The 16,348-nt window shown below is 74.4% G+C and carries 2 protein-coding genes; both read left to right on the plus strand.

The features are described 5' to 3' along the window. Positions 1 to 46: 46 nt before the first annotated feature. Positions 47 to 10,843 (plus strand): type I polyketide synthase, encoded by a 10,797-nt coding sequence (locus HEP81_RS37560; RefSeq protein ID WP_190276073.1) that lies wholly within the window; start codon positions 47 to 49, stop codon positions 10,841 to 10,843. A gap of 35 nt (positions 10,844 to 10,878) precedes the next feature. Further along, positions 10,879 to 16,341: a type I polyketide synthase gene (locus HEP81_RS37565; protein ID WP_037664334.1), complete on the plus strand. Its 5,463-nt coding sequence runs from the start codon at positions 10,879 to 10,881 to the stop codon at positions 16,339 to 16,341. Positions 16,342 to 16,348: the final 7 nt, after the last annotated feature.

The following is a 16,348-nucleotide window of genomic DNA, read 5'->3' on the forward strand; positions in this document are numbered from 1 at the left end:
CTTGCCGAATTCCGGTAAGTCATCGCAGGGGTGAGGGACGATTTCGGTGGCGAACGAGGACAAGCTCCGCTATTTCCTGAAGCGAGTCACCGCGGACCTCCAGGAGACCCGGCGGCGCCTTCGTGACTACGAGGACGCCGCCGGGGAGCCGGTGGCCATCATCGGCATGAGCTGCCGCTATCCCGGAGGCGTCGACTCGCCCGAGGACCTGTGGGAGCTGGTCTCGGGCGGCCGTGACGCCGTCGCCGGGTTCCCGGCCGACCGCGGCTGGGACCTGGAGGCGCTCTACGACCCGGATCCGGAGGCCCGCGGGACCAGCTACGCCCGCGAAGGCGCGTTCCTGAGCGACCTCGCGCGGTTCGACGCTGCTCTCTTCGGGATCTCGCCCCGCGAGGCCCTCGCCATGGATCCCCAGCAGCGGCTGCTGCTGGAGACGTCGTGGGAACTCTTCGAGCGGGCCGGCATCGACGCCGCCTCGCTCGCGGGGAGCAGGACCGGTGTCTTCACCGGTGTGATGAACCACGAGTTCCTGGCCGCCCTCCAGAACTCCCCGGAAGACCTGGAAGGTTACCTGGGCACGGGGACCTCGGGCAGCGTCGCCTCCGGGCGGCTCTCGTACACCTTCGGCCTTGAGGGCCCGGCGGTCACGGTCGACACGGCATGCTCGTCGTCCCTGGTCGCCCTGCATCTGGCCGTCCAGTCGCTGCGCAACGGCGAGTGCTCGCTGGCCGTCGCGGGCGGTGTCACCGCGATGGTCGGCCCCGCCACCTTCGTCGGCTTCAGCCGCCAGCGCGGACTGGCGCCCGACGGCCGCTGCAAGGCGTTCGCGGCCGGCGCCGACGGCACCGGCTGGGGCGAGGGCGCCGGCCTGCTCCTGGTGGAACGCCTCTCCGACGCCCGGCGCAACGGACACGAGATCCTCGCCGTCGTCCGGGGCTCCGCGGTCAACCAGGACGGCGCCTCCAACGGCCTGACCGCCCCCAACGGCCCCTCCCAGCAACGGGTGATCCGCCAGGCCCTGGCCGCCGCCCGGCTGACCACCGCGCAGGTCGACGCGGTCGAGGCGCACGGCACGGGCACCCGGCTCGGCGACCCGATCGAGGCACAGGCGCTCCTCGCCACCTACGGACAGGGCCGCCCCGACGACAAACCGCTGATGCTGGGCTCCATCAAGTCCAACATCGGGCACACCCAGGCCGCGGCCGGTGTCGCGGGCATCATCAAGATGGTCATGGCCCTGCGCCACGGCGAACTTCCGCGCACGCTGCACATCGACGCCCCCTCCCCGCACGTCGACTGGTCGGCCGGCGCCGTACGGCTGCTCACCGAGAACACGCCCTGGCCGGCCTCCGACCAGCCGCGCCGGGCCGGCATCTCCTCCTTCGGGATCAGCGGCACCAACGCGCACACGATCATCGAAGAGCCCCCGACCGCCGAGGCGTTCGCACCGGACACCGAGGACCCGGACGACGCCCCGGAGGAAGGCCCGGAGAGCGCCGAGGCCGTCGCCCCGGAGGCCGCGCGCCCGGCCGAGGGCGGACCGGTGCCGTGGGTGATCTCGGGCAGGACCGAGGAGGCCCTGCGCGCCCAGGCCGAACGGCTGCTGCCCCGTACGGACGCCGAAGTGCCCCTGTACGACGTCGCGTTCTCGCTCGCCACGACGCGCACGGCCCTGGACCACCGCGCGGTGGTCCAGGGCGAGACGCCGGACGAACTCGCCGCAGGACTGCGCGCCGTGGCCTCCGGCTCCCCGGCCCCCGGCGTCTCCCGCGGCCAATCCGGCACCGGCGGACGCGTCGCGTTCCTCTTCTCCGGTCAAGGCTCGCAACGCCTGGGCATGGGGCGTGAGTTGTATGACACGTATCCCGTGTTCGCCGCCGCTTACGACGAGGTGTGTGCGGCCCTGGACGCGCCCGTGGACGTGGACTCGGAGGAATTGGACCAGACGGGTTCGACGCAGCCCGCGCTGTTCGCGATCGAGGTGGCGTTGTTCCGGCTGCTCGAATCGTGGGGTGTGCGGCCGGACTACGTGGCCGGTCACTCGGTCGGGGAGATCGCGGCTGCTCATGTGGCGGGTGTGCTGTCCCTGGAGGACGCGGCCAAGCTGGTGTCGGCGCGTGCGCGGCTGATGCAGGCGTTGCCGGGCGGCGGTGCGATGGTCGCCGTACAGGCCACCGAGGACGAGGTGCTGCCGTATCTGACCGACGGCGTCGGCATCGCGGCCATCAACGGGCCGCAGTCGGTGGTGGTTTCGGGCGTGGAGGACGCGGTCGCCTCGATCGGCGAGGCTTTCCGGGAGCGGGGCCGTAAGACGTCCTGGTTGAAGGTCAGTCACGCCTTCCACTCGCCGTTGATGGACCCGATGCTGGAGCAATTCACCGAACTGATAAGCGAGTTGTCGTTCGCGAAGCCGAGGATTCCGGTGGTCTCCAACCTCACCGGGCGACTGGCCGAGCCGTACACCCCCGAGTACTGGGTCCGCCATGTGCGGGAGGCGGTGCGGTTCGCGGATGGTGTGAAGACGCTCGGCGACCTGGGTGTGACCACGTTCGTGGAGATCGGCCCGGGCGGGGCGCTCAGCGCGCTCGCCCAGGGCTGCCTGGACGACGACGTGGTCACCGTGCCCGCCCTGCGCGCCGACCGTCCCGAGCGGGCCGCGCTCGTCGCCGCCGTGGCCGAACTGCACGTACACGGCGTCTCGCCGGACTGGCATACCTTCTTCCCGGGCGCCCGCCGGGTCGACCTGCCCACCTACGCCTTCCAGTACGAGCGCTACTGGCTCGACACCGCGCCGGCCGCTCGCGGCGACGTCCGCGCCGCCGGTCTCGGCTCGGCCGACCACCCGCTGCTGGCCGCCGCCGTCTCCCTGGCCGGCGGCGACGAGCGGCTGCTGACCGGCAGGCTGTCCCCGCGGACGCACCCCTGGCTGAGCGACCACGCCGTGCTCGGGACCGTGCTGCTGCCCGGTACCGCGTTCGTGGAACTGGCCGTGCGCGCCGCCGACGAAGCCGGCTGCGATCTGCTGGAGGACCTCACCCTCGAAGCGCCCCTCGTGGTGCCCGAGCACGGCGGCGTCGCGGTGCAGGTATGGGTCGGCGCGGCCGACGGCTCGGGCCGCAGGCCGCTGACCGTGCACGCGCGCCCCGACGACGACGCCGACCTGCCGTGGGTCCGCCACGCGACCGGCTTCGTCACCGAAGGGAGCGGCGAGGCGGGCAGTGGGGAGGAGAAGGCTGTCGGCCGGGCGCTCACCGCATGGCCGCCCGCGGGCTGCGAATCGATCGAACTCGGCGGCTTCTACGACCGGTTGGCCGACCTCGGCCTGGCGTACGGGCCCGCGTTCCGGGGACTGCGGACCGCCTGGCGCACGGGTGACGAAGTCTTCGCGGAGGTCGCCCTCCCCGACGGCACGGACACCGGGTCCTTCCTGCTGCACCCGGCCCTGCTCGACGCGGCGCTGCATGCGATCGGCGTGGGCGGGCTGGCCCCGGAGGCCGACGGGCCGCTCCTGCCGTTCGCCTGGTCCGGGGTGTCCGTGCACGCCACGGGCGCGTCCACCGTACGAGTGAGGCTGGCTGCGGCAGGTACGGACGCGGTGTCCCTGACGGTGGCCGACGGCGCCGGTCAGCCGGTGGCGTCCGTCGAGTCGCTGACGCTCCGTCCCGTGTCGGCCGAGCAGCTTCGCAAGCGCTCCGGTGACGCGCTGTTCACCGTCGAGCGGGCGCCGTTGAGCCTGGCCGCCGAGGGCGCGGACGGGACGGTCGTCGCGTACGTCCCGGACCTCGACGCACTGGCCGAGGCCGACGGGCCCCCGCAGCCGGACGTGGTCGTGGTGCCGTGCCCCGACGGGCCGGAAGGAATGAGCGGGGCCGAGCGGGTCCGCGCGGTCACCACCGAGGTGCTGGCGCTGGTCCAGCGGTGGTTGGCGGAGGACCGTACGGCGCGCCTTGTCCTGGTGGCGCGCTGCGACGACCTCGCGCACGCCGCCGCGGGCGGACTGGTCCGCTCGGCCCAGGCGGAGAACCCCGGCCGTGTCGTGCTCCTCGAAACCGACCGCCCGGACGAGGCGGCCGAGCTGGTGCCCGGCGTCGTACGGTCGGGCGAGCCCCATGTCGTCGTCCGCGAGGGGGAAGCGGGCGTACCGCGCCTGGTCCGTGCCGCCGCCGCTCGAACGACGGAGGACGCGGCCACCGGGAGCGCGGGCAGGACGGACGACACGGACGACACCGCCACCGCCGGCCTCGGCGCCGTGCTCCTCACCGGCGCCTCCGGAGCGCTGGGCGGCACCCTCGCCCGGCACCTGGTGACCGGACACGGCGTACGGCGGCTGCTGCTCGTCAGCCGACGGGGCGCGGACGCGCCGGGTGCCGCGGACCTGGCGGCCGAACTCGTGGCGCTCGGCGCCGAAGCGACCTGGGCGGCCTGCGACCTCGCCGACCGCGCCGCCGTCGCCCGGCTGCTGGCCGCCCACCCGGTCGATTCCGTCGTCCACACCGCCGGAGTCCTCGACGATGGCGTGATCGCCGCACTCACCCCTGAGCGCGTGGGCGCCGTCCTCGCGCCCAAGGCCGACGCCGTGCTCCACCTGGACGAACTCACCGACGACAGCACGACGTTCGTGCTGTTCTCCTCCGCCGCGGGTGTCTTCGGCAACCCCGGCCAGGGCAACTACGCCGCCGCCAACGCCTTCCTCGACGCGTTCGCCCGGCACCGCCGCGCCCAGGGCCGCCCCACCGTCTCCCTCGCCTGGGGCCTGTGGGAGCAGGAGGGTGCCATGGCGGACACCCTGGACGCGGCGGGCAGGTCGCGGATGGCACGCTCCGGAGTGCTGGCGCTCACCACCGAGGACGGCCTGCGGCTGTTCGACGCGGCGCTCGCCGCCGACGAGCCCCTGCTCGTGCCGGTCCGCCTCGACACCGCCGCCCTGCGCGACCGCGCGGCGCAGACCGTACCGGCCCCGCTGCGCGGGCTCGTCCGTAACTCCGTACGCGGTACGGCCCAGCGCGCGACCACCGGATCCCTGGCCGACCGACTCGCCGGGCTGCCGGGCGACGAGCGCGCGGAGGCGCTGCTCGAACTGGTCCGCGGCGAGGTCGCCGCCGTGCTCGGGCACTCCTCGCCCCGGGCCGTCCAGCCCACGCACGCCTTCCAGGACCTGGGCTTCGACTCGCTGACCGCCGTCGAACTGCGCAACCGCCTCACCGGCGCCACCGGCCTGCGGCTGCCCGCCACCCTCGTCTTCGACCACCCCACCCCCACCGCCCTCGCCCGGCACATCGGCGGCGAACTCCTCGACGAGGCCCCCGCCGCCAAGGCCCGGCCCACGGCACAGCGGACCGCCGCCGACACGGACGAGCCGATCGCCATCGTCGGCATGAGCTGCCGTCTCCCGGGCGGCGTGCGCTCCCCGGAGGACCTGTGGCGGCTGGTGGCCGCCGGTCGCGACGGCATCTCCCGGTTCCCCGAGGACCGGGGCTGGGACATCGAGGGGCTGTACGACCCCGACCCGGAGCGCCTCGGCAAGACCTACGCGCGCGACGGCGGATTCCTGCACGAGGCGGCCGAGTTCGACGCCGGGTTCTTCGGGATCTCGCCGCGCGAGGCGCTGGCCATGGACCCCCAGCAGCGGCTGCTCCTTGAGGCGTCCTGGGAGGCGTTCGAAGGTGCCGGGATCGACCCGGCGGCGATGCGGGGCAGCCGCACCGGCGTCTTCACCGGCCTGATGTACCACGACTACGGGCAAGGCCCGCGCGAACTCCCTGAAGGCGTCGAGGGGTTGCTCACCACCGGCGGCTCCGGCAGCGTCGCCTCCGGGCGTGTCTCCTACACCTTCGGCCTGGAGGGTCCCGCCGTCACCGTCGACACCGCCTGCTCGTCCTCGCTGGTCGCCCTGCACCTCGCCGTCCAGGCCCTGCGGAGCGGCGAGTGCACGATGGCGCTGGCCGGCGGTGTCACCGTCATGGCGAGCCCGACGGTCTTCGTGGAGTTCAGCCGGCAGCGCGGACTGGCCCCCGACGGCCGGTGCAAGGCGTTCGCCGCCGGTGCCGACGGCACCGGCTGGGGCGAGGGCGTCGGCATGCTCCTCGTGGAGCGGTTGTCCGACGCCGAACGCAACGGGCACCGCGTGCTGGCCGTCGTCCGGGGGAGCGCTGTCAACCAGGACGGTGCGTCGAACGGTCTGACGGCGCCGAACGGGCCCTCGCAGCAGCGGGTGATCCGGCAGGCGCTGGCGTCCGCCGGGCTCACCCCGGCCGATGTGGACGCCGTGGAGGCGCACGGTACGGGGACGAAGCTCGGCGACCCGATCGAGGCGCAGGCACTCCTCGCCGCCTATGGGCGGGAGCGGCCCGAGGGGCAGCCGCTGTGGCTGGGCTCGCTGAAGTCCAACATCGGGCATACACAGGCCGCCGCCGGTGTCGCCGGAGTGATCAAGATGGTCATGGCGATGCGGCACGGCGTGCTCCCGCGGACCCTGCACGTGGACGAGCCGACGCCGCACGTGGACTGGTCGGCGGGCGAGGTACGGCTGCTGACCGAGGCCGTGGACTGGCCGGAGACGGACCGCCCCCGCCGGGCCGCAGTGTCGTCCTTCGGCGTCAGCGGCACCAACGCGCACACCATCATCGAGCAGGCCCCAGCGACCGTCGCCGAGCGGGCCCGCACGGTCGACGGACCGGCGTCCGGGTCCGGCGCGGCCGTGCCGTGGGTGCTGTCCGGCAGGACCGAGGCGGCACTGCGCGCACAGGCCGCCCGCCTCGCGTCCTTCCTGGACGACAGTGACCTCAATGACGCGAGTGATGCGCGTGACGGCAGCGACGCCGGTGACGGCGAGGCGGCCCTCCTGACCGACGTGGCGCACTCGCTGGCCACGACCAGGGCGGCCTTCGAACACCGCGCCGTGGTCGTCGGGCAGAGCGTCCAGGAGCTTCGACGGCAACTGGCCGGTGTCGCGGCCGGTGTCACCCCGCCCGGCGCGGTGACCGGCGGCGCACGCGGCGGCAGGACCGTCTTCGTCTTCCCCGGGCAGGGCTCGCAATGGGTGGGCATGGCCGCCGAACTGCTGGAGACCGTCCCCGTCTTCCGCGACCGTGTCGACGCCTGCGAACGCGCGCTGGCACCGCACGTCGACTGGTCCCTGACCGCGGTGCTGCGCGGCACGTCCGAGGTCGAACAGGACCGGGTGGACGTGCTGCAACCCGTGCTCTGGGCGATGACCGTCGCCCTCGCCGAGGTGTGGCGCTCCTTCGGAGTGACCCCCGACGCGGTCGTCGGGCACTCCCAGGGCGAGGTCTCCGCGGCGGTGATCGCCGGCGCCCTCTCCCTGGAGGACGGGGCCCGCGTCGTGGTGCGGCGCAGCCTCGCGGTACGCGAACTCCAAGGGCTCGGCGCGATGGCCTCGGTGCCGCTCCCGGACGAGGAGGTGCGCGAACTGGTCGCCCGCTGGGACGGCCGGCTCGGCATCGCCGCCGTGAACGGCCCCGCGACCGCCGTGGTCTCCGGTGACACCGACGCCCTGGACGAACTCCTCGCGCACTGCCAGCGGGAGGGCATCCAGGCCCGCCGCGTCGCCGTCGACTACGCCGCGCACTCACCGCAGATCGAACGCGTCCAGGCGCAGGCCGCCGAGGGGTTCGCCGGTGTCAGCCCGCTCCCCGGCGCCGTGCCCTTCTACTCCACGGTGACGGGCGGGAAACTGGACACGGACCAGCTGGACTCCGGCTACTGGTACCGCAACATGCGCCGGACGGTCCGCTTCCACGACGCGATCCGGGCCGCGCTCGCCGACGGATACGACGTCTTCGTCGAAGTCAGCCCGCACCCGGTCCAGTTGGCCGGTATCCAGGACGCCATCGAGGCCGCCGAGGCCGACGCCGCGGTCGTACCCACGCTGCGCCGCCGCGACGGCGGACGCGACCGGCTGATGCTCTCCCTGGCCCAGGCGCACACGCACGGCGTCGGCATCGACTGGGACGCCGTCCTGCCGGGCGCGCGCCGCACCGACCTGCCGACCTACGCGTTCCAGCACGAGCGGTACTGGCTGGCGGCGGGCGCCCCGGCCGGTGACGTACGGGCGGCCGGTCTTGACGCGACCGACCACCCGTTCCTGGGCGCGGCGGTGGAACTGCCGGACGCCGGCGGCCATCTGCTCACCGGGATGCTGTCCCTGCGGGCCCAGCCCTGGCTGGCCGATCACGCGGTGCTCGGTACGGTCCTGCTGCCCGGCACGGCCTTCGTGGAACTGGCCGCCCACGCCGCCGCCGAGACCGGCTGCGACCTGGTGGAGGAACTCACCCTGCACGCACCGCTGATACTGCCCGAGGAGGGCGGCGTCGCGCTCCAGGTGCTGGTGGGCGCCCAGGACGACTCAGGCCGCCGCCCGCTGGGCGTGCACTCGCGCGTCGGTGCCGGCTCCTGGGTCCGCAACGCCACCGGGGTCCTCACCACGGGCGCCACCCCGTCCGGCACCGACCTGCGCAGCTGGCCCCCGGCCGACGCCCGGCCGGTGGACCTGGACGGCTTCTACGAGCGGCTGGCGGACCTCGGCCTGAGCTACGGCCCGGTCTTCCAGGGGCTGCGTGCCGCCTGGCGCGGCCATGACGCGGTCTACGCCGAACTCGCCGTCACCGGCGAGGCGCGCACGGACACGTTCGGCCTGCACCCGGCCATGCTCGACGCGGCGCTGCACGCCTTGGGCGCGGGCGGTCTGTTACCGGCCGCCGACGGGCCCCTGCTGCCCTTCGCATGGTCCCGCGTCACGCTGCACGGCACCGGAGCGGCCGCCCTGCGGGTGCGGCTCTCCCCGGCCGGCGGCGACACCGTACGGCTGGAGGCCGCCGACGGCACGGGCCGGCCCGTCGTCTCGGTGGAGTCGCTGACGCTGCGCCCGGTGTCGGCCGAGCAACTGCGCACGAACGCCCGGGACTCCCTGTTCACCGTGGAGTGGGCACCGCTCACCGCACAGGCCGACGGGCACACCACGGTCGTACGGGCCTACGACGACATCTCCGCCCTCCTCGCCGCCCCCGCGACGGAGACCGGGGTACGGGCGTACGCGGACGCCGTGGTCGTGCCCTGCCCCGTCGGGTCTGGCACCGACGCCGAACGCGTCCGGGACGTCCTGCGCAAGGTGCTGGGGCTGGTGCAGTGGTGGCTGTCCGAGGACCGGGTCGCCCGGCTGGTGCTGGTGACCAGGGGCGCGGTCGCCGCCGGGGACGGACCGGGAACGGGTGACGGTCCGGACGCGGGCGGCCCGGCGACGGCCGACCCGGTGCAGGCCGCCGTGTGGGGCCTGATCCGCTCGGCACAGTCCGAGAACCCCGACCGCATCGTCCTCATCGACGCCGACGCGCACCCGGACGTGGAGAGCGCGGACGACGGCGACGGGAGCACCGACGTGGAGCGGATCGCGGCGACCGTCGTCCCGCGGCTGCTCGCCTTCGAGGAGCCGCAGGCCGCGCTGAGCGGTGACACACTCCTGCTGCCCCGGCTCACCAGGACCGCCGCCGAATCCCCGTCGGCCACCGTGGACTTCGGGCCCGGCCCCGTCCTGCTGACCGGTGCGTCCGGCGCCCTGGGCGGACTCGTCGCCCGGCACCTCGTCGCCGAGCACGGCGTGCGCCGCCTGCTGCTGATGAGCCGGCGCGGGGCGGCCGCCGAGGGCGCGGCGGAACTCCAGGCGGAACTGACCGCGGCCGGTGCCGAAGTGCGCTGGGCCGCCTGCGACGTGGCCGACCGTGACGCCCTCGCCGAGGCGCTGTCCGGCACACCGGTGACGGCCGTGGTGCACACGGCCGGTGTCCTCGACGACGGAGTGCTCCCCGCGCTCACCCCCGAGCGCCTGGACACGGTGCTGCGCCCCAAGGTCGACGCCGTGCTCAACCTGCACGAACTGGCCGGCGACGTCTCGGCGTTCGTGGTCTTCTCCTCCCTCGCGGGCACCCTCGGCACCCCGGGCCAGGCCAACTATGCCGCGGCCAACGCCTACCTGGACGCCTTCGCCGGGTACCGCCGGGGACAGGGGCTGCCCGCGGTGTCCCTGCCATGGGGCCTGTGGCAGCGCACCGGCGCCATGACCGAGGACCTCGGTGGCGCCGACCGCGGCCGGCTCGCCCGTGGCGGCGTACTGCCGCTGGCCGACGAGGACGGCCTTGAACTCCTCGACGCCGCCCTGGCGTTGGACGCGCCCGTGGTGGTGCCGGCCCGGCTGGACCTGGCCGCGCTGCGCAACGCGACCGCGCCGGTGCCGCCGCTGCTCAAGGCACTCGTCGGCGGCCGGCCGCGCCGTACCGACCGGGCGTCCGCCGTACCGCTGGCCCAGCGGATCGCGGGGCTGCCCGAGAGTGAGCGCGCGGATGTCGTACTCGTCCTCGTACGGTCCGAGGCCGCCGCCGTCCTCGGACACAGCTCGGCCAAGGCCGTCCAGCCCGACCAGGCCTTCGGCGAGCTCGGCTTCGACTCGCTGACCGCGGTGGAGCTGCGCAACCGGCTGAACCGGGCCACCGGCCTGCGCCTGCCCGCGACGCTGGTCTTCGACCATCCGACACCCGCGGCGCTCGCCCAGCGGGTACTGAAGGACCTCCCCGGCGGTACGGCGGGGACGGCACCGGTCTTCGACGAGCTGGACCGCCTCGCCGCCGCCCTGGACGGCCCCGGAGCGGACGGTCTCGACAACGTCACCCGGACCAGGATCAACATGCGTCTCCAGGCCCTGCTCGCCCGCTGGAACGGGAACGAGCCGGCCGAAACCGGAGACACCGGCGGAGCCGAGACCGACGACGACCTCAGCTCGGCCAGCGACGAGGAGCTGTACGACCTCCTCGACGACGAACTCGGCAACTCCTGAACCGCGCAGGCCAAAAGGGGCGGGCAACACCGATGATGAACGAAGACAAGCTCCGGGACTACCTCAAGCGGGCCACCACCGACCTGCGCCAGGCCCGGCGCCGCGTACGCGAGCTGGAGACCCGCGACCAGGAGCCCATCGCCATCGTGGGCATGAGCTGCCGGTTCCCCGGTGGCGTCGGCACCCCCGAGGAACTGTGGCGGCTGCTGGTCGAGGGCACGGACGCCGTCTCGGGGTTCCCCGAGGACCGCGGCTGGGACGTCGACGGACTCTACGACCCCGACCCCGAGCGGCCCGGCAAGGTCTACACCCGGCAGGGCGGCTTCCTGCGCGACGCGGCGGACTTCGACGCGGACTTCTTCGGGATCTCCCCGCGCGAGGCCCTGGCCATGGACCCCCAGCAGCGGCTGCTGCTGGAGACCGCCTGGGAGGCCTTTGAACACGCGGGCATCGACCCCGCCACCCTCAAGGGCAGCCGCACCGGCGTCTTCGCCGGACTGATGTACCACGACTACGGCTTCATGCCCGGCGACCTCCCCGAAGGGGTCGAGGGGCTGATGAGCACCGGCAACTCCGGCAGCGTGGCCTCCGGACGCATCGCCTACACCTTCGGTTTCGAGGGTCCCGCGGTCACCGTCGACACCGCCTGCTCGTCCTCGCTGGTCGCCCTGCACCTCGCCGTGCGGGCCCTGCGAGCCGGTGAGTGCACGATGGCGCTCGCCGGGGGAGTGACGGTCATGGCGGGCCCGTCCGCCTTCGTCGAGTTCAGCCGGCAGCGCGGGCTCGCCCCCGACGGCCGCTGCAAGTCCTTCGCGGCGGCGGCGGACGGCGCCTCCTGGTCCGAGGGTGCCGGGCTGCTGCTGGTGGAGCGGCTGCGGGACGCCCGGCGGCTCGGCCACCGGGTGCTCGCGGTCGTCCGGGGCTCCGCCGTCAACCAGGACGGCGCCTCCAACGGTCTGACCGCGCCCAACGGCCCCTCGCAGCAGCGGGTGATCCTCGAAGCGCTGGCCGGCGCCGGGCTGTCCGCCGAGGAGATCGACGCCGTGGAGGCGCACGGCACGGGCACCGACCTCGGCGATCCGATCGAGGCGCAGGCGCTGCTGGCGACCTATGGGCAGGGGCGGCAACGCCCGCTGCTGATCGGCTCGTTGAAGTCCAACATCGGACACGCGCAGGCCGCGGCCGGGGTCGCCGGAGTGATGAAGATGGTGCTGGCGATGCGGCACGGCGTGCTGCCGAAGACGCTGCACGTGGACCGGCCCACCCCGAGGGTCGACTGGTCGGCCGGCTCCGTCGAGCTGCTGACCGAGGCGACCGCCTGGCCGGAGACCGACCACCCCCGCCGGGCCGGGATCTCCTCCTTCGGGATCAGCGGCACCAACGCGCACATCATCCTCGAAGAAGCCCCCGAGGACCCGGCACCCGAGCCCGACGGCGACGCCCCGGCCGAGGAGCCGGCGCGGGCCCGGACCACCGTGGTGCCGTGGGTGCTCTCCGCGAAGAGCGCACAGGCGCTGCGGGAACAGGCGCGGCGGCTGCTGTCGTGCGTCGGCCTCGCGGCCGCGTCACCGGCCGACGTGGGCTTCTCGCTGGCGGCCACCCGCTCGGCGCTGGCACACCGGGCCGCGGTCGTCGGCGCCGACGCCGAAGAGCTGCGCGCGGGACTGACCGCCCTCGCGGCGGGCGAGCCCGCGGCCCAGGTGATGACCGGCCGGGCCGGCGCCGACCGGGGCAGGACCGCGTTCCTGTTCTCCGGGCAGGGCTCCCAACGCCTCGGCATGGGACGCGAGTTGTGCGCGGCGTACCCGGTGTTCGCCGCCGCCTACGACGAGGTGTGCGCGCTCCTGGGCACGCCGGTCGACGTCGACTCGGAGGAGTTGCACCGGACGGGTTCGACACAGCCCGCGCTGTTCGCGGTCGAGGTGGCGCTGTTCCGGCTGCTGGAGTCGTTGGGTGTGCGGCCGGACTACGTGGCCGGTCACTCGGTCGGGGAGATCGCGGCCGCTCATGTCGCGGGTGTGCTGTCCCTTCAGGACGCGGCCGAGCTGGTGTCGGCGCGTGCGCGGCTGATGCAGGCGCTGCCGGGCGGCGGTGCGATGGTCGCCGTAGAGGCCACCGAGGACGAGGTGCTGCCGTATCTGACCGACGGCGTCGGCATCGCGGCGGTCAACGGGCCGCGGTCCGTCGTGGTCTCCGGTGCCGAGGACGCGGTGCTGGGGATCGCCGAGGAGTTCGGCCGGCAGGGCCGTAAGACGTCCCGGCTGAAGGTCAGTCACGCGTTCCATTCGCCGTTGATGGATCCGATGCTGGAGGAGTTCGCCCGAACCATCGGGGGTCTGGCCTTCAACGAGCCGCGGATTCCCGTCGTTTCGAACCTCACCGGGCGGCTGGCCGAGCCGTACACCCCCGGATACTGGGTCCGGCATGTCCGCGAGGCGGTCCGATTCGCCGACGGCGTCAAGACCCTCGACGGCCTCGGGGTGACCACGTTCGTGGAGATCGGCCCGGGTGGTGTCCTCAGCGCGCTCGCCCAGGGCTGCCTCGACGACGCGGACATCGTCACCGTCCCCGCCCTGCGCACCGACCGGCCCGAACCGCGGGCGCTCATGCTCGCCCTCGGGCAGCTGCACGCACACGGCGTCTCCCCCGACTGGGGGGCGCTGTTCCCCGGCGCCCGGCGGATCGACCTGCCCACGTACGCCTTCCAGCGCGAACGCTACTGGCTCGAAGGCACGGCCGCGCCCGACGTCTCCTCGGCGGGACTGGACTCGGCGGGCCACGCCCTGCTCGGCGCGGTCGTGGAGACCGCCGGGGCACCGGACCTGCTGTTCACCGGACGGCTGTCCCCGGCCGACCTGCCCTGGATCGCGGACCACACCGTCGGCGGGGTGCCGGTGCTCCCGGCCGCCGCGTTCGTGGACCTCGCGCTGTCCGCCGGGCGGCGGGCCGGGTTCCCGCACCTGGACCAGCTGGACCTGGACGCCCCGCTGGTCCTGGCGGAACAGGGCGCCGTCCGCGTCCAGGTGCAGATCGGCGCGGGCGACGATTCCGACCGGCGCCCGGTGGGCGTCTTCAGCCGGCCCGCCGCGGCCGGCGCCGACGAGCCATGGGTCCGGCACGCCACCGGGGAACTGACCCGGAACGCTCCGGCACCGGACTTCGACCTGCTGCTCTGGCCGCCGACGGGCGCCGAACCCGTGGACGTCGAGGACCGTCCGTACCTGCGCGCCGCCTGGCGTGCGGGGGAGGAGCTGTACGCCGAGGCCGTACTGCCCGCCACCGAGCAGGGCCGGGCCGGCCGCTACGCGCTGCACCCCGCACTGCTGACCGCCGCCCTCGGACTGCCGGGCGCCGGGGAACCGGGCGAGGTGCGCATGCCGTACGCCTGGAGCGGTCTGTCCGTGCACACGCCGGGGGCCGGCGCCGTACGCGTCCGGGTCCGGCCCGTCGCCGAGGAAACGGTGGCGATCGAGCTGGCCGACGCCGACGGCTCTCCCGTCGCCTCGGCCGCCTCCGTGCGGAGCCGGACCATGTCCGCGCAGCAGGTACTGGCCTCGCGGGTGGCGCACCAGGACTGGATGTTCGGGGTCGAGTGGGTCGAGCACGCCACGACGTCCGCTCCCGCCACCGATGCCGAAGCGGGGTGGGCGGCCCTCGGCGACGGGGGCGCCTTCTCCGGCCTCGACGCCCTCCGCGGGGCCGTGGACGACGGTACGGCCATGCCCGCGCACGTCCTGCTGCCCTGCGCCCCGAGCCGGGGCGACCTCGCGGCGGCGACGCGTGACGCGCTCGCGGGTGTGCTGTCGGTCGTCCGGGAGTGGGTCGCGGACGAGCGGTTCTCCGACGCGCGACTCGTGGTGCTGACCCGGGGAGCCGTCGAACTGGAGGGCCCGGAAGCCGACGTGGCGCATGCCGCGGTCGCCGGGCTGGTGAAGTCGGCCCAGACCGAGCACCCGGACCGGATCCTGCTCGTGGACGTCGACGTGGACGACCCGGTCGCGGCTTTCGCCACCGACTCCGCGCTGATTGCCGCGCTCGCCGCCCTGGACGAGCCGCAGGCCGCGGTGCGCGACGGAAAGCTCCACGTGCCGCGCCTCGCCCGGATCACCCCGCCCGAGGAGCCCGCCGATCCCGCCTGGAACCCCGAGGGGACCGTGCTGCTCACCGGCGCGACCGGCGGCCTCGGACGATCCCTCGCACGCCACCTCGTCGCCGAACGCGGAGCCCGCAGACTGCTGCTGGCCGGCCGCCGGGGCCCCGCGGCCGAAGGCATCGGCGAACTCGTGGCCGAACTCTCCGCGTCGGGCGCGCACGTCGACGTGGCCGCCTGCGACATCGCGGACCGGGACGCCCTCGCCGCCCTGCTGGCCGCGATCCCGGCCGAACACCCGCTCACGGCCGTGGTGCACGCGGCCGCGGTCCTGGACGACGGTGTGATCACCGCCCTGACCCCGGACCGCCTGGACACCGTGCTGCGGCCGAAGGCCGACGGGGCACTGAACCTGCACGAACTGACCCGGGACCTGGACCTTGCCGCGTTCGTGCTCTTCTCCTCCCTGGCCGGGGTCCTGGGCAGCGCCGGCGCCGCGAGCTACGCCGCCGCGAACGCCTTCCTCGACGGGCTGGCGCGCCGACGCCGGGCTGCCGGCCTGCCCGGCACCTCGCTGGCCTGGGGCCTGTGGACGGACAACGGCGGCATGGGGGACCGGATCACCGACGCCGACCGCAACCGGATGGGGCGCGCCGGAGTCGTACCGTTCACCCCGTCCGAGGGGCTGGCCCTGTTCGACGCCGCCCTCACCGTGGACCGGCCGGTGATCGTGCCGGTCCGGCTGGACGTGCCGGGGCTGCGCGCCATGGCCCGTACCGGCCTGCTGCCCGCCGTCCTGCGCGGTCTCGTCGGCAGCGCCGGCGCCGTCTCCGGCGAGACCGCGGACTCGGGGACCCCCGCACTGGCCCGGCGGCTCGCCGGGATGCCGGAGGCCGACCAGGAGAAGATCCTGCTGGAGCTGGTGCGCAACCAGGCGGCGGCGGCCCTCGGCCACGCCACCGCCGCCCGCGTCGAACCCACCACCGCCTTCCGGGACATCGGCTTCGACTCCCTGACCGCCGTGGAACTGCGCAACCGGCTCAAGGCCGCGACCGGACTCCGGCTCAAGCCCACCCTGGTCTTCGACCACCCGAGCCCCGTCGCCGTCGCCCGGCTCCTGCACAAGAACCTCGTACGGGAGTCGGCCGCCGAGATCCCGCCCGTGCTCGGCGAACTCGACCGGCTGGAGACGCTGCTCGCGGCGCTCGCCCCGCAGGACGCGGTACGGGACAAGGTCACCGCCCGTCTGAAGGCGCTGCTCTGGAAGTGGACCGACACCCAGGGCACCGCGTCGAACACCGCCGACACCGGCGCCGGCGCCGACCGCGATCTCGACCTCGACCGGATCGACGCGGCCACCGACGACGAGATGTTCGACCTCATCGACCAAGAGCTCGGGTCTCTCTGAACCTCTC

The sequence above is a fragment of the Streptomyces griseofuscus genome, from assembly GCF_014673495.1.
Taxonomy (GTDB): Bacteria; Actinomycetota; Actinomycetes; order Streptomycetales; family Streptomycetaceae; genus Streptomyces; species Streptomyces murinus.